Genomic DNA, 23,435 nt, shown 5'->3' on the forward strand with positions numbered 1-23,435 from the left:
GGCCGGCGCGGGGCGATGCTCCGACAGGCCTCGCGCGGGCGGACGGTTCAGACGAGGGCGGTGGCCTGCTCCAGGGTGAGGCCGCCGCCTTCGGCGTACGCCGCCTCGTACCCGGTGTCCCCCAGCGCCGCCCTCGCCGACTCCTCGACGAGGGCGGCGTCCTCGCGTTCGGTGGTGACGGGGAAGTGGCCGGCCGGCACCAGGGCCCGGTAGGCACCGAGGAGCCGGGCGGCGTCACGCGGACCGCCGAGCCCCAGGAGGGACACGGCCGCGATCAGCAGGTGCACGGCCGACTGTTGCGGGGCCACCATCAGCGCCATCGGGTCCTGGAGTGTCGTCGTGGCCTCCCGGATGAGCGTCAGCGCCTCCTCGTGCCTGCCCTCCTTGTTGTCGAGCCAGGCCAGGATCCCGAGCAGGAAGCCGTCGAAGATCGCGTACGCGCCGAAGGCGAACTCCTCGCGCAGGGAGTCGAGTTCGGCGCGGGCCTCGACGAGACGGCCGGTGCGGCCGTAGAGGTTGGCGAGGAACATGCGGGCGGCCGGCATGGCCTCGTTGCGGTACTGCCGGATGACGGCGAGGAGCCCGGTCAGGATCTCCTCCGCCTCCTCCAGCCGGCCCTCCTCGGCGAGGGTGCCGGCCATCCGTACCCGCAGGACCGTGACCTGGGCGGGGGCGCCGAGCCGCTCGGCGTGCTCGATCGCGGCCCGGAAGTCGGCGGCGGCCAACGCGTACTCGCCGCGTTTCTCCAGGGCTTCGGCGCGGGCGGACAGTGCCTCGGCGCAGCCCCAGTCGTCGCCGAGCTCGCGGAAGACCGCGAGGCTCTCCTCGGCGTCCCGGGCGGCGTCGCCGAACGACGCGGCTCGGTTCGCCCGGACGTTGGCGCGCAGCTGGAGCGCGGAGCCCAGCTCCCAGCGGTAGCCGAGGGCGCGGGTGGTCTCGACGGTCTCGTCGATGATGCGCCGGAGCAGTTCCGGATCGCCGGCGATCATCACGGCGTAGATCCACAGCGCGGTGGGGAACCGGCAGGTCTGGGGCAGACCGGGCCGGTAGGCCGCGATCATGCCCTCGACCTGGAGGCGGACGTCCGGGGCGTTCCAGCTGCCGCTGTTCTGGTCGCGGGCGGTGAGGTGGATCATCCGGGCGCCGCGCCAGGCCTCGGCGAGCAGTTCGCCGGTGTAGGGCGGGGGCGAGTCGACGACCCGCTCGTACACCGGTTCGGCGGGGACGATCGGCGGGGCGAAGGGGTCCGGACCGAGGGCGACGGCGGCGTCGGACCAGTGGCGGGACTCGACGCGCAGGTCGTGCATGTGCCAGTACCAGACGAGGGAGTGCAGCAGGCAGAGCACCTCGCCGACGTCCTTGGCGGCGACGGCGCGGCGCAGCGCGGTACGGAGGTTCTCGTATTCGGTGGCGAGTCGCTCGGCGGCCGCGCGCTGGCCGTGGCCGCGCAGCAGGGGCTCGGTGGTGCGGGCGAGTTCGCGGTAGTGGGTGAGGTGGCGTCTTTCGGTGTCGGCGCGGTCCTCGGCGACCTCGGCCAGGCGCTCGGCGGCGTACTCGGCGACGGTCTCCAGGAGCCGGTAGCGCATGTCGCCGTCGGGGCCGGGGGCCGCGACGACGAGGGACTTGTCCACGAGGGAGCCGAGCGCGTCGACGACCGCGTCCGCGTCGGGGCCGGCGCAGACGGCCTCGGCGGCGGCGAGGTCGCAGCCGCCGGCGAAGACGGAGAGTCGGCGCAGGACGGCCCGTTCGGGTGCGTCGAGGAGGTCCCAGGACCAGTCGACGACCGCCCGCAGGGTCTGTTGGCGGGGCAGGACGGTGCGGGAGCCGCTGGTGAGGAGACGGAACCGGTCGTCGAGCCGGTCGGCGATCTGGCGGGGGGTGAGCAGGCGCAGCCGGGCGGCGGCCAGTTCGATGGCGAGGGGCATGCCGTCGAGCCGGCGGCAGATCTCGGCGGAGGCGGCCGGGTCGTCCTCGACGCGGAAGTCGGGGCGGGCCGCGGCGCCGCGGTCGGCGAGCAGCCGCAGTGCGACGGGGTCGGGCAGCGGTTCCACGGGGCGCAACGATTCGCCCGGCACGCCGAGGGGTTCCCGGCTGGTGGCGAGGATCTGGACGCCGGGGCAGTGCGTGAGGAGCCGTTCGGCGAGGACGGCGGCGGCGGCGATGACGTGCTCGCAGTTGTCGAGGAGCAGCAGGAGGTCGCGCCGGCCGCAGTGTTCGACGAGTCGGGCGAGCGGGTCGTCCTCGCCCCGCTCGGTCAGCGCGCGCAGTTCCTCGGCGGCGGCGCCGCGCAGCTTGGTCTGGCGGGCCCCGAGGGCGGCCAGGACCGCTTCGGCGACGTCCTCGGGATCGTCCACGGGGGCCAGTTCGACGAGCCACACCCCGTCGGGCCACCGCCCGTCGGGGTGGCCGGCGGCGGCGTGGGCCTCGGCGGCCTCCTGTGACAGCCGGGTCTTGCCGGCGCCGCCGGGCCCGAGCAGGGTGACGAGGCGGGACCGGGCCAGGTCGGCGCCGATGACGCGGATGTCGCCCTCGCGGCCGACGAAGGTGGTGAGGCGGGCCCGAAGGTTGCCCCCGGTGCCGGGGCCGGTGCCCTGGCCGGGGGGCGGGGCGGGTGTGGCGGGGCCTTGGGCGGGCGTGGCGGGGCTTCGGCCGGCGGTGCCGGGCCGCGCCTCGGGGGCGGGGGCCGGGGCGGCTGCTCCCGGGTGCGGGGGCCGCGGTGCGTGCGGGTGTTCCGGCGGGGCGAGCAGGGCCGCGTGGAGGGCGCGCAGTTCCGGGCCCGGGTCGGCGCCCAGGCGGTCGGCGAGGTCCCGGCGGAGTCCCTCGTAGGCGGCCAGTGCCTCCGCCGGGCGTCCCGCCGCGTCGAGGGCGCGGATCCGCAGGGCTTGCAGTGGCTCGTCCAGCGGGTGTTCCGCGCACAGCGCGGTCAGCTCGGGCAGGATCCGCTCCGCCTCGCCGAGGGCGAGGGCCGCGGCGATCCGCCCCCGGCGCGCGTCGGCCCGTACGGCCTCCCAGCGCGCGGACTCCCCGGCCGGATCCGGCAGCGAGGCCAGCGCGGGGCCGCGCCACAGGGCGAGGGCGTCGTCGTACAGGGCCGCGGCGGCGGCCGGGTCCCGCTCGGTGGCGGCGGCCCGCGCCAGCCGTTCGAAGCGGTACAGGTCCACGTCCTCGCGGGCGGCGGCCAGGCGGTAGCCGCCCTCACCGGAGCGCACGGCGGCGTGCCCGATCGTCCGGCGCAGCCGCGCCACCAGGGCCTGGAGCGCGGCCGGCGCGTCGGCCGGCCGGTCCCCGTCCCACACCTCGGCGACCAGCAGCTCGACCGGCACGGTGCGGCCCGGCCGCAGGGCGAGGGCGGTCAGGAGGGCGCGCAGGCGCGCCCCGCCCACGGCGACGGGGTCGCCGTCGTCGGTGAGGGCCTGGGCGGTGCCGAGAATCACGTAACGCACCGGCCCATTGTCGCCGTACCCGGGGGACACCCGTCGCCGGACCCGGGATAGGTTTCGCCGCATGGGTCACCAGGGCAGCCGCGGCGAGCGGCAGATCAGTTCCGTCTTCCTCGGGATCGTCGCCGTCATGGCGGTGACCGGGTGGGCCGTGTGGACGGGGTATTCGACGAGCACCGGCCTCGCGGTGTTCCTGTTCGTCACGGCGGCGTGGGTGGTCTCGCTGTGCCTGCACGAGTACGCGCACGCCCGGACCGCCCTGCACGGTGGCGACATCACGGTCGGCGCCAAGGGCTACCTGACCCTGAACCCGCTGAAGTACACGCACGCCATGCTCAGCATCGTGCTGCCGGTGATCTTCGTGATCCTCGGTGGTCTGGGTCTGCCCGGTGGCGCCGTGTACATCGAACGCGACCGGATCAGCGGCCGTTGGAAGCACAGTCTGATCTCGGCCGCGGGCCCGCTGACGAACGTGGCCTTCGCGGTCGTGTGCACCGCGCCGTTCTGGCTGAACGCCCTCGACGGGGTGCCGATGCCGTTCCGCTTCGCGTTGGCGTTCCTGGCGTTGCTCCAGGTCTCGGCGGCGATCCTGAACTTCCTCCCGGTGCCGGGCCTGGACGGGTACGGGGTCATCGAGCCGTGGCTGTCGCACGGGGTGCGCCGCCAGGTGGCGCCGCTGGCGCCGTTCGCCCTACTCGGCGTGTTCGCGCTGCTGTGGATCCCCGAGGTCAACGCGTTCTTCTTCGGCGCGGTCAGCGGGATCCTCGACGCGCTCGGCGTGTCCGAGTTCGAGACGTACTGCGGTCGCGACCTCTACCGCTTCTGGCAGGACGCGGACGGCTACTGCACCCCGGCGGGCTGAACCGTCGTCCTGCCCGGCTCCGGGCAACGCCCCCGAAGCCGGGGACGGCTGCGGCTGCGGCTGCGGCTGCGGCTGCGGTCAGCCGTTCGCGCGGGCGGCCTTGTCGGCCTTGGCCTTGCGCACGTAGTACCAGGCCATGTTGGACGTCAGCCCGGCCAGCAGCACCCAGATGATCCCGAGGAAGCTGCCCTCGACGAAGGCGACCACGGCCGCGGCCACGGACAGGGCACAGACGACAACGGCGAACACGGCAAGGCGGGGCATGCGGCACGGCTCCTCGGCGACACGGAACGGGGTCAGGCTCCTCCAGTGTCCCCCATCGCGTCCCGCCGCCGGTCGCCGCCACCCCCTCGGGACATCCCGCCCATTTCCCCCTTCGCCTGAGGGCCGGTCCGCCGGCTGGATACGGTGCGCGAAGCTCCGTCCGAGCGGACGAAGCCGGACGACCGGGGGGAAGCCATGCGGGAGATGACAAAGGGTGCGAACGTCAGTCTGACCGCCCTCGGCCAGGACGCCGGGGCCGTGGTCGTGAGTCTGGGGTGGACCAGCGCGTCGGGCGCCGGCGACGCCGACGTGTCCGTGTTCCTGCTCGGCACGAACGGCAAGGTCCGCTCGGACGACGACTTCTACTTCTACAACCGTCCCGCGGCCGAGGACGGCAGCGTCCAGTTGCTCGGGAAGACACCGACCGGCAGCGGCGACGAGGACCGCATCGGACTGGACCTGACGGCCGTCCCGGCGGACATCGCGCGGATCGTGGTGGCGGCGAGCCAGTACGGTGACGCCTGCTTCGGGGACCTCGACGACCTGCGGATGACGGTCGCGGACCGCTCCGGTGAGCCACTGGTCGGGTTCTCCATCGACGACGCGAGCGTGGAGAGCGCCTTCGTCTTCGGCGAGTTGTACCGGCGGGGCGGGGAGTGGAAGTTCCGGGCCGTGGGGCAGGGGTACGAGACCGGCCTGGCCGGCCTCGCCACGGCGTTCGGGATCTCCGTCGTCGAGGAGGGCGAGGACGGCGAGGACTCCCCCACGGCCCCGGACACGACCCCGAGCACGGCCACGGCCCCGGCCCCGGCCCCGAGCACGGCGGGGGAAACGGCGCGGGGGACGAGGACGCCCGCCGGGGGCCCGTTCCCCGCCGGACCCGTGACCACGACGGCCGGCGCGGCTCCCGCCCCGATCGAGCCCGCCGCGCACGCCGGACCGGCCGAGGACGCTCCCGCGGTCGCCGGCGTCCCCGCGCAGTCCCGCGGCCGGGACGGGTCCGTCACCAGGGGCGCCCCGACGACCAGGAAGAAGGTCACGTTGCCCAGGGTGGCCAGGAAGTCCCTGGCCGAGAACGACTCCTGGCAGCCGGCCCGGCTCTTCCCGGTCCCCACCCTCAAGAGCGACCGGGAGCGGGAGGTGCGGGCGACCTCGGTGCTGCTCTCCGTCATGACGCAGGTGCCCGAGCTGGGCCGGCGGCTCACGGCCGCCTTCGGCGCCCCCGCCGGACGGACGCAGACCTTCACGGAGGTGTCGTTGCCCCACGGCGACGCCCCCCGCCGGCCGGACGGCGTCATCCGGATCGAGCGCGCCGGCAAGCTCTGGACCGCGCTCGTGGAGACGAAGACCAACGGGAACCCACTCCGGGCCGAGCAGGTGCAGGCGTACATGGACATCGCCGCGCGGCGCGGCTACGAGGCCGTCATCACGCTCTCCAACGACGTGGCCCTCGACGGCGCCCCCGTGGTCGACGTCAAGATCGACGGGCGTCGCAAGCACAAGGTCGACCTCTGGCACCTGTCGTGGGCGGAGGTGGCCCACCAGGCCCAGCTCCTGATCCGCCACGAGGGCGTGGGCAACCCCGCGCATGCCTGGCTCCTCCAGGAACTGCTGGAGTACCTCCGGCACGAGAACTCCGGCTGTCACGGGTTCCAGAACATGGGACCGTCCTGGGTACCCGTCCGCAAGGGCATCGAGGACGAGACCCTCAACATGGGCGACGAGCGGGCCGTCGACGTGGTGGAGAGCTGGGAACGGCTGATCCGTCAGGTCTGCCTGCGCCTGGGCGGAGAGCTGGGCCAAAAGGCCCTCCCGGTGCAGCGGGCCCGGCGGGGCAGCGATCCTCGGGAGCGCCGGCTCGCCGCGGCCGAGACCCTGTGCGTGGACGGCCGGCTCTCGGCGGAGTTGCGGGTCGACGGCACGAGCGGTGTCATCGCGGTGACCGCCGATCTGAGGACGGGCAAGGTGCGGACCTCGACGGACGTCCCCGCCCCGGAGGGGCCCACCGCACTGGTGTCGGTGAAGAAACTGGTCCGGATGTTGGCCGAGGCGCCGGCGGATCTCCATGTGGAGAGCCTGGTCGAGGGCGGGAGCGGGGCGCGCGGCACCCTGGAGCGGTTGCGGCCGGAGCCGGGGAACCTGCTGCCCAGGGACGGGGCGCCGGTGTCCGGGTTCCGGCTGACGCTCATCAAGGGGATGGGCAATACCCGGGGCAACACGGAGTCGGGTTTCATCCGCAGCGTCGACGACGCCGTGGCGCGGTTCCACCAGGGCGTCGTGGCGCGGCTGGGCCCGCTGGACGTGCGGGCCGGCCGGCGCGGCTGACCGTACGAGCGGTGCCGCTCGGGGTCGGCCGCGCCGGACGGGGCGCGGAGGGGGCGCGGGTCGGTTCAGACGTCCGTGACGCGCAGGCCCGCGTGGGCCTTGTAGCGGCGGTTGGTGGAGATGAGGTTCGCGACCAGGGCCTCGACCTGGTGGGCGTTGCGCAGGCGGCCGGCGAAGACGCCCCGCATGCCCGGGATGCGGGCGGCGAGGGCCTGGACGAGGTCGGTGTCGGCGCGGGACTCGCCGAGGACCATCACGTCGGTGTCGATCTCCTCGACCGTCTCGTCCTGGAGCAGCACCGCGGAGAGGTGGTGGAAGGCGGCCGTGACCCGGGAGTCGGGGAGCAGGGCCGCGGCCTGCTGGGCGGCGCTCCCCTCCTCGACCGGGAGGGCGTAGGCGCCCTGCTTGTCGAAGCCGAGCGGGTTGACGCAGTCCACGACGAGCTTGCCGGCGAGGTCCTCGCGCAGTGCTTCGAGGGTCTTGGCGTGGCCCTCCCACGGCACCGCGATGATCACGATGTCGCTGCGCCGGGCGCAGTCGGCGTTGTCGGCGCCCTCGACGCCCAGGCCGAGCTCCTCGGCCGCGGTCTGCGCGCGGTCCGCGGCGCGCGAGCCGATGATCACCTTCTGGCCGGCGCGGGCGAACCGGTAGGCGAGGCCGCGGCCCTGGTCGCCGGTGCCGCCGAGGACGCCGACCACCAGGCCGGAGACGTCGGGGAGGTCCCGGGGGTCCTTGGCCGGCGGCTTCTGCGTGCTGTCTGAGGAAGTCATGGGGGCGAGAGTACTGCCGAGTACGCGTCAGTCGAACGGACGGGAGCCGCCGGTATCGCACCCGCGCGTCCTTTCCGTGGTGCAGGATGCCCGCCATGGATGCCGTGAGGGTGGCGTTGTTGCGCGAGGTTCTCGCCGGCACGCGGTGGCCGGGTGCCGCCCGGGGTTTCGCCGGCTCGTTGCGGCGCGCGGTGGTTCCGTCCGGCGGGAGCCTGCTGCTGGTGGGTACGGAGCAGTACGAGCCGTGGCACATGGCCGCGCACCTGGTGGACGAGGCGGCGTGGTCGGGGCTGCCGGAGCTGGCGCCGACGCTCGTGCGACACCGCGTGCTGCCGGGCGAGCCGCCGCACCTGTCCGTGGGGCTGAGCCGGCTGGAGGCGGCCCGGCGCGGGCACACGGTGCTGGTGGTGGCTCCGCAGGAGCCGGGCGCGGGGCTGCTGGAGCGGGTGCACGACGCGCGGCGGGCCGGGGCGACCGTGCTGTCCCTGGACGGCGGGGATCCCGAGCTGGGGACGTTGGCGCACGAGGCGCTGTCGGTGCCGGGTGCCGCGGCCGAGCTGGACCTGGACACGGTGCAGCACCTGGTCAGTGCGGCGGCCGGGGAGAACGGTCCGCCGGACCGGCGTGGCTCGCGGCGGTTCCGGGACCGGCTGGCGCGGCTGGCCGATCAGTTGACCGCCCCGCCGCCCGGCCGCTGGTGAGGGGCACCGCCCGAGGGGGGTGCCGCCCCGCCGGCCCGCCTCGCCCCCCTGCCTCGGGGGGCCTGCCTCGGGGGGCGCCTCAGGGGGTTTCCTCGCCCGCTTCGCGGGTCTTGTCGTTCCATTTCGGGTCGTTCTGCCATTCGAGGTTGCGTTCCTGCGCCGTCTCCATGGCGTGGTTCGCCTCCTCGGGCGTGGCGTAGGGGCCGAAACGGTCCTTCGCCGGGCAGTCGGGGCCCTCTTCGACCTTCTTGTGGACCAGGCAGTAGTACCACTCGCCGGGCTTGCCGACCTGGCGCTTCTTGAACAGGGCCATCGTCCTCGGGCTCCTCTCGTACCGCTCTCTGTCGCCAGCTTGCCCCATCACCGCTGGATACACTCGCCTGCATGTCTGGCCAGTCGCTGCTCGTACCAGGCGAGCTCTCTCCCGTCCGTTCCGTTCCCGGAAACATCCGCCGGCCCGAGTACGTGGGCAAGCCCGCGCCCACTCCGTACACCGGACCGGAGGTGCAGAGCGTCGAGACCATCGAGGCCATGCGCATCGCCGGCCGGATCGCCGCCCAGGCGATGGAGGAGGCCGCCAAGCACATCGCGCCGGGGGTGACCACCGACGCGCTCGACAAGGTCGCCCACGAGTACATGTGCGACCACGGGGCCTATCCCTCGACGCTCGGCTACCGGGGATTCCCCAAGTCCCTGTGCTCCTCCGTCAACGAGGTCATCTGTCACGGCATCCCCGACTCGACCGTCCTGCGCGACGGCGACATCGTGAACCTCGACGTGACCGCGTACATCGGCGGCGTCCACGGCGACAACAACGCCACCTACCTGTGCGGGGAGGTGGACGAGGAGTCGCGCCTGCTGGTGGAGCGCACCCGCGAGTCCTTGAACCGCGCCATCAAGGCGGTCAAGCCCGGCCGGCAGATCAACATCATCGGTCGGGTCATCGAGTCGTACGCGAAGCGCTTCGGCTACGGCGTGGTCCGGGACTTCACCGGGCACGGCATCAGCACGTCCTTCCACTCCGGCCTGATCGTCCCGCACTACGACAGCCCGCACGCCACCACGGTCATCGAGCCCGGCATGACCTTCACGATCGAGCCGATGCTCACGCTCGGCACCCACGAGTACGACATGTGGGACGACGGCTGGACGGTCGTCACGAAGGACCGCAGGCGGACCGCGCAGTTCGAGCACACGCTGGTCGTGACCGACACGGGAGCGGAGATCCTGACGCTGCCCTAGTGGGAGGCCTCGGGGCCGGGCGAATTTTTACCGACAAGACGTCGGGAACACATTGACTTAGGCAAGCCTAAGTACGAGGATCGAGGTGTGGCGGCGATGCCGCCACGCCTTTTCTCATCCCCCGATCACTCGGAGGTCCGCGTTGGACGCCTTCTCCACGGTCATCCGTGTCGCCTCGCACGAGCAGCACACAGAGGCCGAGACCTCGACGTTCATGAGCGATCTGCTCGGCGGCCGGCTGGGCGTCGACGCCTACGCCCGCTACACCGAGCAGCTGTGGTTCGTGTACCGGGCCCTGGAGGACGCGGCCGAGTCCCTCAAGGACGACGCGGTCGCCGGGCCGTTCATCCGGCCCGAGCTGATGCGCCTGGCGGAGATCGAGCGGGACCTCGCGCACCTGCGCGGCCCCGGGTGGCGCGAGTCGCTGGTGGCGCTGCCGGCGACCGCGGCGTACGCGGCCCGGGTGGCCGAGTGCGCGGCCGACTGGCCGGGCGGTTACGTGGCCCACCACTACACCCGCTACCTGGGCGACCTGTCCGGTGGGCAGATCATCCGGGACAAGGCCGAGCGCACCTGGGGCTTCGAGCGCAAGGGCGACGGCGTGCGCTTCTACGTGTTCGCGGACATCTCCAACCCGGCCGCCTTCAAGCGCACCTACCGCGAGCTGCTGGACGCGATCTCCGCGGACGATCTGGAGAAGCAGCGGATCATCGACGAGTGCAAGCGCGCCTTCGACTTCAACGGGGCCGTCTTCCGCGAGCTGGGCCAGGAGTTCCCGCTCAGCGCGTGAGCGACGTCCGGGGCCGACCGGTGCACGAGAGGGAAGGGGCGGGCCCGCCGGGGTCCGCCCCTTCCCCGTGTCCGGGGGCCGCGGCACTCGATCGGGCCGGTCGGGTGCTCAGTTCCGGCCGGGGGGCCGGTTCCCGGCGGGGGCGAAGCGCACGCGTCCGCCGATCTCGACGGTGCCGTCCGGGCCGGGGGCGGTGAGGAGTTGGGAGCCGGCGCCCTGGGTGATGTTCAGCGCGCGGTTCAGTTGGGCGGTGAGCAGGATCGCCGCCGAGCCGGTGGCCTCGTCCTCGACGACGACGCCGTCGGGGCGGCGCGGAAAGCCGCGGGCCCGGATCCGGCCCGCGGCCTCGTCCTCCCACGCCCACGCGTACAACCAGCCCTCGCCCGGCGGCGGGGCGGGCAGTTCCTCGACCTCGGCGGCGCAGGCGTACTGCTCGGTGCGCTTGCCCTCGACCCATTCGGGGCGGGCGGTGATCCAGGTGAACTCGCCGTCGTCGCGGGCCCAGACGGAGCCGACCGGCGGCTGGAGTTCCTCGATGTCGAGCAGCCAGGCGAGGCCGACCAGCGGGTGCCCGGCGAAGGCGAGCCGCGCGCCGGGGGTGCGGATGTCGACGACCCCGCGTTCGGGGTCGTCGACGAACACCGTCTCGCTGTAGCCGAGTTCGGCGGCCAGCGCCTGCCGGGACGCGTCATCCGGGCAGGTGCGGCCGTCGCGGACGACTCCGAGCAGGTTGCCGTACCGGCCGTCGCCCGCGCAGAAGACCTTGAGCACGTCGAGATCGTTCACGCGGGCATTCAAGCATGGCTCAGCCCTGGGTCACGCGCCGCCTGCGGGCGATGAGGACGGCGCCGGCGCCGGCCGCGATGACCGCGCCGGAGGCTCCGAGCAGGGCTCCGGCCGGGATCTCGGCGCCGGTGGAGGCGAGGTTGCCGCCCGCGCTCCCGCCGACGGTGCCACCGCCGACGGTGCCACCGCCGACCGTGCCCGTACCGCCGGTGGTGCCGGTGCCGCCCGAGGTCGAACCGCCGGTGGTGGAGCCGCCGGTGGCGTCGGGGGCGGTGACGTCCTTGTCCACGGACACGGTGAGGTTGACGTCGTCGATCCGGTCACCGGGCGCGTAGCCGTCCTGGTAGACGGGGGTGGTGGAAGGCTCCCGGAGGAACGCGGCGGCGCCCTGTTCGGTCAGTGCCGTGCGGACGCCGTTCAGGGCGAGCAGGCCCTTGCCGGTCTTGTAGTCGGCCTTCGCCAGGTCGAGCGTGGCGAAGGGGACGTTGGTCTTCGTGCCGGCGGCGGTCTTCACGTCCAGGACCAGGGTGCCCTTGGCGCCCTGGGTGTCGATGCGGACATTGCCGAAGGTCATGTCGATGCCGTGGGCCGCGTACTGGAAGCGCAGGTTGCCCTCGAAGGAAGCATTCAGCTTGCCCTTCTTCGTGTCGAGGGTGCCCTTGCCCCCGGCGAAGGAGAAGGTGCCGTCGCTCGCGACGGCGCCGCCCGCCGGGGTGATGGAGCCCGCGGACTGGACGTACTTGCGGAAGGACGCCTTGACGCCCCACTTGAGCCTGCCGCTCCGGATCTGCTGGGCGCCGTCGGCCGGGGCGCCGGAGGAGGTCGAGGGCTTGGGGCCCGTCGAGGTGGACGGCTTGGGGCCCGTGGACGTCGTCGGCTTCGTCGAGGTCGTCGGCTTGGGATCCGTGGAGGTCGAGGGCTTGGGGTCCGTGGACGTGGACGGCTTGGGGTCCGTGGAGGTCGAGGGCTTGGGGTCGACCGGGGGCTTGCCGAACTCCAGGGCCGCCGTCAGCGCGTCTCCCGGCTGGTCCTTGTAGCCCGGGTAGTCGAGTTGCTCGGCGGCTTCCGCGGTGAGGACCGTCCCCAACTTGTCCATCTGCGGGCCGGCGAAGGCCACGGTCGCGAACGGGACGTTCTGCGTGAGCGTGCCGTTCTTCTTCACGTCGACGACGAGCTTCCTCGTGCCGGTGTCGAAGCGCGGGTTGCTCAGGGTGATCTCGAAGTGGTGCGCGGTCGACTTGAAGGTGACGCTGCCCTTGAAGGCGGCGGTCACGATGTGGGCGCCGCTGGGGATGTACTGGCCGGTGGGGGCGCCGAAGCGGAAGGTGCCGTCCGCGTTCTTCGTGGCGCCGTCGGCGACGGTGATCTCGCCCTTCGCGACGGTGGTGACGTAGGTGCGGAAGGTCTCCTTCACACCCCAGTCGAGGGTGCCCTTGACGATCGGCCACGGCGCGGTGGAGTCCGCGGCGACGGCGGCCGGGGCGGAGACCGCCGCCGTCGCGGGCAGGACGAGGGCGGTGGCGCCGAGGGCGGCGGCGGTGGCGATGGCGGCCGCGATGGCGATCGGTCGGCGGTGGGACGACATGACTGAGTACTCCTGAAAGGGCAACGGGGGCGACGGGGGGTGTGGCGGGGTGCGGGCGAGGCGGGGGTGTCACGGCTGCGCGTCGGCGGAGCCCGAGGGCTCCGAACCGGACGCGGCCGTACGGCGCTTGCGCAGGACGAGGAAGATCGCGCCGGCGGCCAGGCCCAGCAGGACCAGGACGAGGGCGACGTACGGCCCGACGGACGAGTCCTTCTCGGCCTCGGCCTTCGGGGGCGCCTGGGAGGCGGCGGCCGCGGGCGCCCGGGAGGGCGACGGCGAGGCCGTGGAGCCCAGGTCGGGCAGGGCGGGAAGCTTGGCGTTGGCGTCGAGGGCGACGGAGAGCGAGACGGGGTCCATCTCGGTGCCGGCCTTGTACATGGCGTTGAAGGCCTGGGAGCCGCCCTCGGTGAGGGTGGCCGGGGCTTCGGTGAGGGTGGCGAGGCCGCCCTCGGTCTTGAGTGCCTTGGCGTCGAACTCGACGAGCGCGACGGCGTTCCTGGTCTCGGTGGGGGTGACGACGTCGGCGGTGAGGACGCCCTTGCCGCCGTCGACCTTGACGTTCACCTTGCCGAGGGTGAGGTCGAGGTGGGCGCCGGTGAACCGGACGGTGCCGGCGAACGCCGCGTCAAGGGTGCCCTTCCCGCCGTCGTACGTGCCCTTGCCCTGCGGGAAGCGGAACAGCGCGCCGCCGTCCTGGGCGCCTTCGGCCAGGGTCCACTTGCCCTGCCCGACGGAGCCGGTGACGTACTCGCGGAAGGTGCGCCGGACGCCCCAGTCGACGGCGGCGTCGGTGAAGGCGCCCGCGGCCTGCGGAGCCTGCGGACTCCGGGCCGGGGCGCCGGCCTGCGTACCGGGCGTCGCGCTCTGCTCGGCGGGGGCCTTGACGTCGACGGACAGCGAGATCGGGTCGAGTCGGGTGCCGGCGGTGTAGTAGCCGGCGAAGGACTTCGCGCCTTCCGCGGTCAGGGTGGTCGGGACGTTCGTGAGGGCGATCGGGCTGCCGCCGCCCTTCATGTCGATGCCGGCGAGGCCGAGGGTGGCGAAGGGGACCTGGGAGGCCGTGCTGACGGCCCCGGTGTCCTTGGCCTTGCCGGCGACGTCCACGTAGAGGGTGCCGCGGCCGCCGGAGATCTTGACGGTGGGGCGGCTGACGGTGAGGTCGAGTTCGTACGACCCGTCGGACTTCTGGTGGCCCTGGAAGGTGACCCCGCCGGTGAACGCGGCGCCGAAGGAGCCGGAGTCGGGGTCGTAGGAGCCGGTCGCGGAGTGGAAGCGGAACAGGCTGCCGCCGACGGTGGCGGCGCCGCTCTTCAGCTTGAATCCGCCTTTCGAGATGGGGCCCGTGACATAACTCTGGAAGGACGATTTGATGCCCCAGTCGAGTCGCCCTCCCTGCACGGTGCGGTCGGCCGCCTGGGCGGCGGTGGCCGGGAGCAGGGCCCCCAACATGGCCGCCAACACGGCGACCGCGAACGCACGGACAGGTCTTGCGGGCATGACGGGCCCCTCCAGGGTCTGGCCAATAAGGTTAGGCTAACCTAAGCTACCTGCTGCCGGGGGGGGAACCCCCCGGTCGCCAGAACTTTGAAGAACATTCAAGAACTCCAGTCGGACGATCAGGACGGTGCCTTCGTGCCTACGCCCGCCGCGTCATCCCGCTTCCCCCGTCTCGCGTCCGTCGCGGCCTCGTTGGCCCTGGCACTCACCGCGCTGACGGGCTGCGGAGGTACGGCCACCCCTGCGGGCTCCCCCGCCCACACCGGCGCCGCGGCGGCCGCCCCCGACCGGGTGGAACCCCTCACCCCGTCACCGACGCCCGCCCTCCCGGTGACCGTGCCCTCGGCGGACGGCACATCGGTGACCATCGCCTCGGCGGACCGCGTGGTCCCGCTCACCGGCAGCCTCAACGAGATCGTCCACACCCTGGGGCTCGGCGACCGGGTCGTCGCGCGGGACATCACCGCCACCTTCGAACAGGCCGCCAAGCTGCCGGTGGTGACACGGGCACACGACGTGTCGGCCGAGAGCGTGTTGTCGCTGCGTCCCACGCTGGTGATCGCCGAGACCACCACCGGACCCGCCGAGGCGATCGGGCAGATCCGCGACGCGGGCATCCCGCTGCTGGTCGTCGCCCCCGCCAAGACGCTGGACGACGTACGGAAGCGGATCGACACCGTCGCCGGCGCGCTCGGCGTCAAGGACGCCGGGACCCGGCTCAACGGGCGCACCGCCGACCGGATCGCCACCGCCCGCGAGGGCATCCCCGCCTCCGCGGCCGGCAAGAGGCCCCGGGTGGCCTTCCACTACCTGCGCGGCACCGCCTCCGTCTACCTGCTGGGCGGTTCCGACTCCGGCGCGGCCTCGCTGCTGGAGGCGGCCGGCGCCGTGGACACCGGCAAGGAGTCCGGGCTCGGCAAGGACTTCACCCCGATCACCAGCGAGGCGCTGGCGGCGGCGGCGCCCGACGCGATCCTGGTGATGCGCAAGGGCCTGGAGTCCGTGGGCGGCGTGGACGGCCTGGTGAAGATCCCCGGTGTGGCCCAGACGCCGGCCGGCATGGACCGCCGCGTGGTCTCCGTCGACGACGGGGTGCTCCTCAACTACGGCCCCCGTACCGACCAGGTCCTCACCTCCCTGATCTCCCAGCTCTACGGCAAGGCCTGATGTGACCGTCTCCCACGAGCCCCCGCGCGCGGGCGGCTCCTCGACGCCGACCGTGACGCCCGCGACGCCCGCCGCGCCCGCCGCGCCCTTGAAGGGTCCTGCCCGCAGGCTGCCCACCGCCCTGATCCTGACCGTCGCCCTGGTCGTGACGCTGGTCGTGCTGGCGCTGGTCTCCGCGGGCGTGGGCGCGTACCGGATCCCCGTCGGGGACGTACTCGCCTCCGTGCAGCACCGCGTGGGCCTCGGCGGGGCCGCCCTCGACCGGGTCGGCGAGAGCGTGCTGTGGAACGTACGGCTGCCCCGCGTCGCGCTCGCCCTGCTGGTCGGCTCCAGTCTCGGCTGCGCCGGCGCCCTGATGCAGGGGGTGTTCGGCAACCCGCTCGCCGAGCCGGGCGTCATCGGCATCTCGGCGGGCGCAGCCGTCGGCGCGGTCGCCGCGATCGGACTGGGTCTCACCTTCCTCGGGAACTGGACCGTCACCGCCTGCGCCTTCGTGGCGGGTCTGATCACGGTCGGCTCCGTGTACCTGCTGTCCCGCAACGGCGGCAGGACCGAGGTCGTCACGCTGATCCTGACCGGCATCGCCGTCAACGCCTTCGCGGGCGCCCTGATCGGCCTGTTCGTCTTCTTCGCGGACAGCGGCCAGGTCAACCAGATCACCTTCTGGCAGCTCGGCTCCCTCGCCCAGGCCACCTGGCCCAAGGTGCTCGCCGTCCTGCCCTGCGCCCTCGCCGGCCTGCTCGTCGCCCCCTTCCACGCCCGCAAGCTCGACCTGCTGTCCCTGGGCGAGCGACCGGCCCGGCACCTCGGCGTGGACGTGGAACGGCTGCGGCTGGCCCTGATCCTGGTCGTCGCGCTGCTGACCGCGGCGGCCGTGGCTGTGGCGGGCATCATCACCTTCGTCGGGCTGCTCGTCCCGCACCTGCTGCGGATGGCGAACGGCCCCGGTCACCGCTTCCTGGTCCCGGGCAGCGCCCTCGCCGGGGCCGTGGTCCTGGTCGCGGGCGACCTGGCCGCGCGGACGCTCGCGCAGCCCGCCGAACTGCCGTTGGGCGTGCTGACCGCGCTCATCGGCAGCCCGTTCTTCTTCTGGCTGTTGCGCCGGACCCGACGCAAGCAGGGAGGCTGGGCGTGATCACCCTCTTCCGCCGGACCCGCCGGAGCATCCCCGTCCGGCCCGAGCCCGGCACGCCGTACGCCGAGGCCGTGGACCTGCACGTGCGTCTCGGGCAGCGCGAGGTGCTCGCCGGCATCGACCTGACCGCCCGGGCCGGCGAGGTGCTGGCCCTGGTGGGACCGAACGGCGCGGGCAAGTCCACGCTGCTGGCCGCGCTCTGCGCCGACCTGCCGGCCGCGTCGGGGACCGTACGGATCGACGGGCGCCCGGTGGGTGACTGGTCGGCGCCCGATCTGGCCCTGCGCCGCTCGGTGCTCCCCCAGTCGGCCGCGCTGTCCTTCCCCTTCCCGGTGGAGGACGTCGTACGAATGGGCCGCGCGCCCTGGGCCGGCACCCCGCTGGAGGAGGACGACGAGGAGGCGGTGACCCGGGCCATGGCCGCGACCGAGGTGACCGACTTCGCGGGCCGCCCGTTCTCCGCGCTGTCCGGCGGCGAACGCGCCCGGGTCGCGCTCGCCCGGGTGCTGGCCCAACGGGCCCCGCTGCTACTGCTCGACGAGCCGACCGCCGCCCTGGACCTGCGCCACCAGGAGCTGGTGCTGCGGATCTGCCGGGAGCGGGCCGCGGCCGGGGACGCGGTGGTCGTCGTCCTGCACGACCTGGGCCTGGCGGCGGCGTACGCCGACCGGGTGGCGGTCCTGCACGACGGGCGGATCGCGGTGGACGGGCCGCCGTCCGAGGTGTTCGAGGACGGCCTGCTGAGCCGGGTCTACCGGCAGCCGGTGGAGGTGTTCCCGCACCCGCGCGGCGGGGCGCCGCTCGTGGTTCCGGTCCGCGGCTGAGCCGCCTGCCCCGGCCTGTCGGTGATGATCACGGGCCGTGCGGCGGCCGGGCCGGCGCCTTCCGTCGCGCGGGACGCGAAGCCCCGCTTGACCCCGGCTTGACCCGGCCATGGGGTCGTCATGGAGGGGTCGTGACGGCCTCGTGTCCGGCGGTGGAAGGTGAGAGCTGTATCACTGGACTGTCGGGTATGAGTGAGGTAAGCCTCGGTTAAGTTAGGTCCGCCTCACCAGCCCTTACCTCGCCAGGAGCCTCCATGCGACCCGCTCGCCTCACCGTTCTCGCCGCGGCCGCCGTCGTGGCCACGCTCACCGCCGTCACGGGCTGCGCGGAGAAGGGCGACGCCGGCGGCGACGGCGCGATCAAGGTCGCCGCCTCGGACAGCGCCTGTGAGGTCTCCAAGAAGGAGTTCCCCGCCGGCAAGATCACGGTCGACGTCGAGAACAAGGGCTCCAAGGTCACCGAGGTCTACGTCCTTTTCCCCGACGACCGGATCGTCGCCGAGCGCGAGAACATCGGCCCCGGCACCAAGGCCTCCATCACCGCCGAGATCAAGGCGGGCGACTACGAGATCGCCTGCAAGCCCGGCATGAAGGGTGACGGCATCCGCCAGGCGGTCAAGGCCACCGGCGGCGGCGCCGTCGCCAAGCGCAGCCCGGAGATGGACGCCGCGGTCGCCGAGTACCGCAAGTACGTACAGGGGCAGGCCGACGAGACCCTCCCCAAGGCGCAGGCCTTCGCGGATGCGGTCAAGGCCGGCGACGTCGAGGCCGCGAAGAAGGCGTACGCCGTCTCGCGCATCGGCTGGGAGCGCACCGAGCCCGTCGCCGAGTCCTTCGGCGACCTGGACCCGAAGGTCGACCTCCGCGAGGCCGACCTGGAGGCCAACCAGGAGTGGACCGGCTGGCACACGCTGGAGAAGGCCGTGTTCAAGGACGGCAAGCTCGGCGAGCCGGAGAAGAAGCTCGCTGACACCCTGATGGCCGACCTCACCGTGTGGCAGAAGAAGGTCGGCACGGCCGAGATCACCCCGACCTCGATGGCGAACGGCGCCAAGGAGCTGCTGGACGAGGTCGCCACCGGCAAGGTGACGGGCGAGGAGGAGTTCTTCAGCCACACCGACCTGGTCGACTTCAAGGCCAACGTCGAGGGCGCGGAGAAGGCCTACCAGCTGCTGAAGCCGGTCGCCGCGAAGAACGACCCGGAACTCGCGAAGACCCTGGACACCCGGTTCGCGGCGCTGAACACGCTGCTGGACAAGTACCGCGCCGACAAGACGGGCTACGACTTCGTCTCGTACGACAAGGTCGGCGACGCGGAGCGCAAGGAGCTCTCGGACGCGGTCAACGCGCTGGCCGAGCCGCTCTCGAAGCTCGCCGCCTCGGTCGCGAAGTAACCAGGGAGAACAGCGGAGCGGACGGGAGTACGAGGATGGCGGAGTCGAAGTCCCAGCCGGCGGGAATGCCGGAGCCGCAGCCCGGCGACGGGCCGCGCGCCGACGGCCCGGAGGCCGGCGCGCCGACCGGTGGCGGCCCCGCCGCGCCCTCGCGGCGCGCCGTGCTGGGCTGGGGCGGCGCCGGGCTGGCGCTCGGCGCCGCCGCGACCGGCGGTGCGGTGGCGGTGTTCGGCGGTGGCACGGACGTGGTGCCGGCCGCCTCCTCGGGGGCGGCCGTGCCCTTCCACGGCGAGCACCAGGCCGGGATCGCGACCGCCGTCCAGGACCGTCTGCACTTCGCCGCCTTCGACGTGACGACGAAGGACCGGGCCGAACTCGTCGCGCTCCTCAAGGAGTGGACGCGGGCGGCCCGGTTGATGACGGCCGGGCTGCCGGTCGGCGAGGGCGGTTTCGGCGGTCTGCCGGAGGCTCCGCCGGACGACACGGGCGAGGCGCTGGGCCTGAAGGCCTCGCGGCTCACCCTGACCGTCGGCTTCGGCCCGGGCCTCTTCGCGAAGGACCGCTTCGGCCTGGAGGGCAGGCGCCCGGCCGCCCTGGTGGACCTGGAGCTGTTCCCGGGCGACAACCTGGACGCGGCCCGCTCCGGCGGCGACCTGTGCGTCCAGGCGTGCGCCGACGATCCGCAGGTCGCGGTGCACGCCATTCGCCAGCTCGCCCGGATCGGCTTCGGCAGGATCGCGATGCGCTGGTCCCAGCTCGGCTTCGGCAAGACCTCCTCGACGACCCCGGACGCGCAGACCCCGCGCAACATGATGGGCTTCAAGGACGGCACCCGGAACGTCTCGGGCACGGACCGGGAGGCGTTGGAGAAGTTCGTCTGGGCGGGCCCCTCCGACGGCTCCGACTGGATGGCCGGCGGCTCGTACCTGGTCGCCCGGCGCATCCGGATGCACATCGAGACCTGGGACCGCACCTCCCTGCGGGAGCAGGAGGACATCATCGGCCGCGACAAGGGCGAGGGCGCCCCCGTCGGCAAGTCCAAGGAGCGCGACGAGCCGTTCCTGAAGGCGATGAAGCCGGACGCGCACGTCCGCCTCGCGCACCCGGACACCAACGGCGGCGCGACGATCCTGCGCCGCGGCTACTCCTTCACGGACGGCACGGACGGGCTGGGCCGGCTCGACGCCGGACTGTTCTTCCTGGCGTACCAGCGGGACGTCCGCAAGGGGTTCGTGCCGATCCAGCGGGAGCTGGCCAGGAACGACTCGCTCAACGAATACATCCAGCACGTGGGTTCGGCCGTCTTCGCCGTCCCGCCGGGCGTCCGTGACAAGGACGACTGGTGGGGCCGGACGCTGTTCGCGTAGTTCCCGTAGCGCGTAGGAGGATCCGCGTGTTCAGCAATTATCTGATCGGTCTGCGCGAGGGGCTGGAAGCCAGTCTCGTCGTCTGCATTCTCATCGCCTACCTGGTGAAGACCGGGAACAAGGACAAGCTCGGGCCGCTGTGGCTCGGCGTGGGGCTGGCCGCCGGGCTGAGCCTGGCCTTCGGCGCGGGCCTGGAGTTCGGCACCCGCCAGTTGACGTTCGAGGCGCAGGAGGCGATCGGCGGCTCCCTGTCGATCGTCGCCGTGGGCCTGGTGACGTGGATGGTCTTCTGGATGAAGCGCACCGCGCGGCACCTGAAGGCCGAGCTGCACGGGAAGTTGGACGCCGCCCTCGCGATGGGCACGGGCGCGCTGGTGGCCACCGCGTTCCTGGCCGTCGGCCGGGAGGGGCTGGAGACCTCGCTGTTCGTGTGGCGGTCGGTGAAGGCCGCCGGTGACGGCGCGGGCCCGCTGACCGGGGTGCTGCTCGGCATCGCGACGTCGATCCTGCTGGGCTGGCTGTTCTACCGGGGCGCGCTGCGCATCGATCTCGCGAAGTTCTTCAAGTGGACCGGCGGCCTGTTGGTCGTGGTCGCGGCGGGCGTGCTCGCGTACGGGGTCCACGACCTCCAGGAGGCGGACTTCCTGCCCGGACTGTCGAACAAGGCCTTCGACATCAGCGAGACGATCCCGCCGGACAGCTGGTACGGCACCCTGCTGAAGGGGACGTTCAACTTCCAGCCGGACCCGACGGTGTTCCAGCTCGTCGTGTGGGCGCTGTACCTGCTGGTCGTCCTGACCCTGTTCCTGGTCCCGGTGGGGTCCGGTCGGTCGTCTGCGCCGGTGCCCGCGAAGGCGGCGACGGCGGCGAAGGGGCGGGACGGCGACGACGCGGGCCGGCGGGCCCGGGACTGACGCCGAACGGCCTACCAGAGGCGGTCGATCGTCCCGGGGTACAGCGGGACCCGGATCCCGGTGAACGCGGTACGGGCCCGCTCCGGGTCGGGGCCGAGGAAGGCCGCCAGGACCGTCTTGTCGAAGCCGGGGGCGTCGGTGGCCAGCGGGTCGGCGGGGGTTCCGCCGACCAGGACCGTGCCCGGGAGCCGTTCGAAGCCGGCCGCCTCGTAGAACGCGCCGAGCGGCCGGTCGCAGCTGAACAGGGCGAGGTCCACCGTCGGGTCGGCGGCCAGTTCGGCCCGGGCGGCCGCGACCAGGCGCCCGCCGATGCCCCGCCCGCGCAGCTCCGGCCGGGTCACCACCCCGCTGAGCCCGGCGGCCCGCCAGGTCCGGCCGGGCAGGCGGATCTCCTTGCGCAGCAGGGCCAGTGAGGCGGCCACCGTGCCGCTCCCGTCGACCAGCAGCACCGTTCGGGGAGCGAGGGCCGGGTCGTGGCCGGCGCCGGCGCCCGGCCAGGCCCGCTCCTCCAGGGCCCGGACCTGCTCGGCGAGCGGGTCGGGCGGTGTCTCGTACGTCTCGACGCGCAGCACGACGCCCTACGCGATCCGCACCCCGGCCCCGCCCACCCGCACCCGGGGGTCGCCGGGGCGCAGTTCGACGGTGAGGATCCCGGGGCGGCCCATGTCCTCGCCCTGGTGGAGGGTGAGGAGCGCCTGCTCGGGGACGAGGCCGGCCTCGCGGGCGTACGCGCCGAAGGCGGCCGCGGCGGCCCCGGTGGCGGGGTCCTCGACGACGCCGCCGACCGGGAAGGGGTCGCGTACGTGGAAGACGGTCGGGCTCTCGCGGTAGACGAGCTGGACCGTGGTGAGGTCCAGGCGCCGCATCAGGGCTTCCAGACGGGCGAAGTCGTAGGAGAGGTCGGCGAGTCGGGCGCGGGTGCCGGCGCCGATCACCAGGTGGCGGGCGCCGGCGTAGGCGATCCGGGGCAGGAGTGCGGGGTCCAGGTCGGTCGCCGGCCAGTCCAGCGCGGCCAGGGCCTCGGCGAGGTCGGCGTCGGCGATCTCCTCGACGTGCGGTGCGACGCTGGTCAGGGTGGCGCGCAGGCCCTCGCCCGGCTCGGCGGTGACCGAGACGGGGACGGTTCCGGCCGGGGTCGCGAACAGCAGCTCGCCGGGGCCGATCCGCTCGGCCAGGGCGACGGCGGTGGCCACGGTGGCGTGCCCGCAGAACGGCACTTCCGCCTTGGGGCTGAAGTACCGCACGGTGAAGGCGCGGCCGGGTTCGCCGCCGAGGTCGTGCGGCGGGTCGGTGAGGAAGGCCGTCTCGCTGTAGCCGAGCCCGGCGGCGATGGCCAGCATCGCGGGTGCGTCCAGGCCGGCCGCGTCGAGGACGACCCCGGCGGGGTTGCCGCCCGCCGGGTCGCCGGAGAAAGCCGTGTAGCGCAGCACTTCGGTCGTCATGATCGGCTCAACTTCCGGGGGCGGGAACGCATTCCCGGGTCCGCGCCGCCCTTGTCCCGCGTCCGCCCCCGGCGTGGTCGTGGGTTCGCCCCCGGCTTGGTCGTGGGTTCGCCCCCGGCTTGGTCGTGGCGGCGGGTCAGCCGCGTCCGATGTAGGGCATGGCGCTCGCCATGACGGTCGCGAACTGCACGTTCGCCTCCAGGGGCAGTTCGGCCATGTGCAGGACCGTGCGCGCCACGTCGGCGGCGTCCATCACGGGTTCCACCTCCAGTCGCCCGTTGGCCTGGAGGATGCCGGTCCGCATCCGCTCGGTCATCTCGGTGGCCGCGTTGCCGATGTCGATCTGGCCGCACGCGATGCGGTACGGCCGGCCGTCCAGCGACAGCGACTTCGTCAGGCCGGTCATGGCGTGCTTGGTCGCGGTGTAGGCGATCGAGTTCGGGCGCGGGACGTGCGCGGAGATGGAGCCGTTGTTGATGATCCGGCCGCCCCGCGGGTCCTGGGCCTTCATCATCCGGAAGGCGGCCTGGGCGCACAGGAAGGAACCGGTGAGGTTGACGTCGACGACGGACCGCCAGGCCTCGTACGTGATGTCCTCCAGCGCGACGCCGGCCGGGCCGAAGGTGCCCGCGTTGTTGAAGAGCAGGTCGAGCCGCCCGTACCGCTCCCGTACCGTCGCGAACAGGGCGCCGACCTCGTCCGGGTCGCGGACGTCCGCCGGTACGCACAGCACGTCCGCGGCGGCGCCGGCCGCCTTCGCGGTGTCCTCCAGGGGTTCCGGACGGCGGCCGGCCACGGTCACCGACCAGCCGGCGCCCGCCAGCGCGAGGGCGACGGAACGGCCGATGCCCGAGCCCGCCCCGGTCACCACGGCGATCTTGTTTCCACGTGCGTTCATGGGGCCGCAGGGTACGTCACACGGGAGACGGG

General features: G+C 73.4%; 21 protein-coding genes. 11 read left to right on the forward strand and 10 right to left on the reverse strand.

The genetic code is table 11. From position 1 onward, the window contains the following. Positions 1-47 precede the first annotated feature (47 nt). Positions 48-3,506, reverse strand: a complete 3,459-nt coding sequence (locus OHA84_RS12150; RefSeq protein WP_266971759.1) for a BTAD domain-containing putative transcriptional regulator — start codon at positions 3,504-3,506, stop codon at positions 48-50. Between OHA84_RS12150 and OHA84_RS12155 the strand changes: the two genes are divergently transcribed. Further along, entirely contained in the window at positions 3,505-4,302 is a 798-nt protein-coding gene (locus OHA84_RS12155; protein ID WP_053676195.1) for a site-2 protease family protein, read from the forward strand. The genes OHA84_RS12150 and OHA84_RS12155 overlap by 2 nt on opposite strands. 78 nt (positions 4,303-4,380) lie before the next feature. On the opposite strand, the gene OHA84_RS12160 is transcribed toward OHA84_RS12155, so the two are convergent. After that, positions 4,381-4,566, reverse strand: coding sequence for a hypothetical protein (locus tag OHA84_RS12160; RefSeq protein WP_053676194.1), 186 nt, complete (start codon positions 4,564-4,566; stop codon positions 4,381-4,383). Positions 4,567-4,770: 204 nt separating this feature from the next. Here OHA84_RS12160 and OHA84_RS12165 point away from each other — a divergent pair, with 204 nt between their 5' ends. Continuing rightward, the gene (locus OHA84_RS12165) at positions 4,771-6,891 is read left to right on the forward strand and encodes a TerD family protein (RefSeq protein ID WP_266974101.1); all 2,121 of its coding nucleotides are present in this window, start codon (positions 4,771-4,773) and stop codon (positions 6,889-6,891) included. A gap of 65 nt (positions 6,892-6,956) precedes the next feature. Here the strand turns inward: OHA84_RS12165 and npdG are convergent, their stop codons facing one another. Next, positions 6,957-7,661: an NADPH-dependent F420 reductase gene (gene npdG, locus OHA84_RS12170; protein ID WP_053676193.1), complete on the reverse strand. Its 705-nt coding sequence runs from the start codon at positions 7,659-7,661 to the stop codon at positions 6,957-6,959. 95 nt (positions 7,662-7,756) lie between these two features. On the opposite strand from npdG, the gene OHA84_RS12175 reads away from it, so the two are divergent. Beyond that, positions 7,757-8,362, forward strand: coding sequence for a hypothetical protein (locus OHA84_RS12175; protein ID WP_053676192.1), 606 nt, complete (start codon positions 7,757-7,759; stop codon positions 8,360-8,362). 79 nt (positions 8,363-8,441) lie between these two features. On the opposite strand, the gene OHA84_RS12180 is transcribed toward OHA84_RS12175, so the two are convergent. Next, positions 8,442-8,675: a hypothetical protein gene (locus OHA84_RS12180; protein ID WP_053676191.1), complete on the reverse strand. Its 234-nt coding sequence runs from the start codon at positions 8,673-8,675 to the stop codon at positions 8,442-8,444. 71 nt (positions 8,676-8,746) lie between these two features. Between OHA84_RS12180 and map the strand changes: the two genes are divergently transcribed. Together map and OHA84_RS12190 are read left to right on the forward strand one after the other, a co-directional pair. Further along, positions 8,747-9,604 carry a type I methionyl aminopeptidase gene (map, locus tag OHA84_RS12185; protein WP_266971756.1) on the forward strand — a complete coding sequence of 286 codons (858 nt, stop codon included), beginning with the start codon at positions 8,747-8,749 and terminating at the stop codon, positions 9,602-9,604. Between the two features lie 142 nt (positions 9,605-9,746). Beyond that, on the forward strand, positions 9,747-10,394 hold the full coding sequence (locus OHA84_RS12190; protein ID WP_053676189.1) for a heme oxygenase (biliverdin-producing): 648 nt from the start codon (positions 9,747-9,749) through the stop codon (positions 10,392-10,394). A gap of 108 nt (positions 10,395-10,502) precedes the next feature. On the opposite strand, the gene OHA84_RS12195 is transcribed toward OHA84_RS12190, so the two are convergent. The 3 genes from OHA84_RS12195 to OHA84_RS12205 form a co-directional block, all read right to left on the reverse strand. Further along, positions 10,503-11,180 carry a PhzF family phenazine biosynthesis protein gene (locus tag OHA84_RS12195; protein WP_053676188.1) on the reverse strand — a complete coding sequence of 226 codons (678 nt, stop codon included), beginning with the start codon at positions 11,178-11,180 and terminating at the stop codon, positions 10,503-10,505. Between the two features lie 19 nt (positions 11,181-11,199). Beyond that, a complete protein-coding gene (locus OHA84_RS12200) occupies positions 11,200-12,765 on the reverse strand; it encodes an HtaA domain-containing protein (RefSeq protein ID WP_266971753.1) in 1,566 nt (521 codons plus the stop codon). A 69-nt stretch (positions 12,766-12,834) separates the two neighbouring features. Next, positions 12,835-14,262, reverse strand: coding sequence for an HtaA domain-containing protein (locus tag OHA84_RS12205; protein WP_266971751.1), 1,428 nt, complete (start codon positions 14,260-14,262; stop codon positions 12,835-12,837). Positions 14,263-14,397: 135 nt separating this feature from the next. Between OHA84_RS12205 and OHA84_RS12210 the strand changes: the two genes are divergently transcribed. From OHA84_RS12210 to efeU, 6 genes are all read left to right on the forward strand, one after another. Then, on the forward strand, positions 14,398-15,429 hold the full coding sequence (locus OHA84_RS12210) for a hemin ABC transporter substrate-binding protein (protein ID WP_266971749.1): 1,032 nt from the start codon (positions 14,398-14,400) through the stop codon (positions 15,427-15,429). A 1-nt stretch (position 15,430) separates the two neighbouring features. After that, entirely contained in the window at positions 15,431-16,564 is a 1,134-nt protein-coding gene (locus tag OHA84_RS12215; protein ID WP_371591363.1) for a FecCD family ABC transporter permease, read from the forward strand. Further along, positions 16,555-17,388, forward strand: a complete 834-nt coding sequence (locus tag OHA84_RS12220; protein WP_371591588.1) for a heme ABC transporter ATP-binding protein — start codon at positions 16,555-16,557, stop codon at positions 17,386-17,388. Before OHA84_RS12215 ends, OHA84_RS12220 begins: the two co-directional genes overlap by 10 nt. A gap of 254 nt (positions 17,389-17,642) precedes the next feature. Further along, positions 17,643-18,782 (forward strand): iron uptake system protein EfeO, encoded by a 1,140-nt coding sequence (efeO, locus tag OHA84_RS12225; RefSeq protein ID WP_053679128.1) that lies wholly within the window; start codon positions 17,643-17,645, stop codon positions 18,780-18,782. Between the two features lie 65 nt (positions 18,783-18,847). Then, complete coding sequence (efeB, locus tag OHA84_RS12230; RefSeq protein ID WP_078998960.1) at positions 18,848-20,149, forward strand: iron uptake transporter deferrochelatase/peroxidase subunit; 1,302 nt, start codon at positions 18,848-18,850, stop codon at positions 20,147-20,149. A gap of 26 nt (positions 20,150-20,175) precedes the next feature. Continuing rightward, positions 20,176-21,063, forward strand: coding sequence for an iron uptake transporter permease EfeU (gene efeU, locus OHA84_RS12235; RefSeq protein WP_266971746.1), 888 nt, complete (start codon positions 20,176-20,178; stop codon positions 21,061-21,063). Positions 21,064-21,074: 11 nt separating this feature from the next. Here efeU and OHA84_RS12240 read toward each other — a convergent pair whose 3' ends face one another. The 3 genes from OHA84_RS12240 to OHA84_RS12250 form a co-directional block, all read right to left on the reverse strand. After that, positions 21,075-21,635, reverse strand: coding sequence for a GNAT family N-acetyltransferase (locus OHA84_RS12240; RefSeq protein WP_199826530.1), 561 nt, complete (start codon positions 21,633-21,635; stop codon positions 21,075-21,077). A gap of 6 nt (positions 21,636-21,641) precedes the next feature. Beyond that, entirely contained in the window at positions 21,642-22,505 is an 864-nt protein-coding gene (locus tag OHA84_RS12245) for a PhzF family phenazine biosynthesis isomerase (protein ID WP_266947283.1), read from the reverse strand. 136 nt (positions 22,506-22,641) lie between these two features. Then, positions 22,642-23,403, reverse strand: a complete 762-nt coding sequence (locus tag OHA84_RS12250; RefSeq protein WP_199826529.1) for an SDR family oxidoreductase — start codon at positions 23,401-23,403, stop codon at positions 22,642-22,644. Positions 23,404-23,435 lie beyond the last annotated feature (32 nt).

The organism is Streptomyces sp. NBC_00513, from assembly GCF_041431415.1.
Classification (GTDB): Bacteria; Actinomycetota; Actinomycetes; order Streptomycetales; family Streptomycetaceae; genus Streptomyces.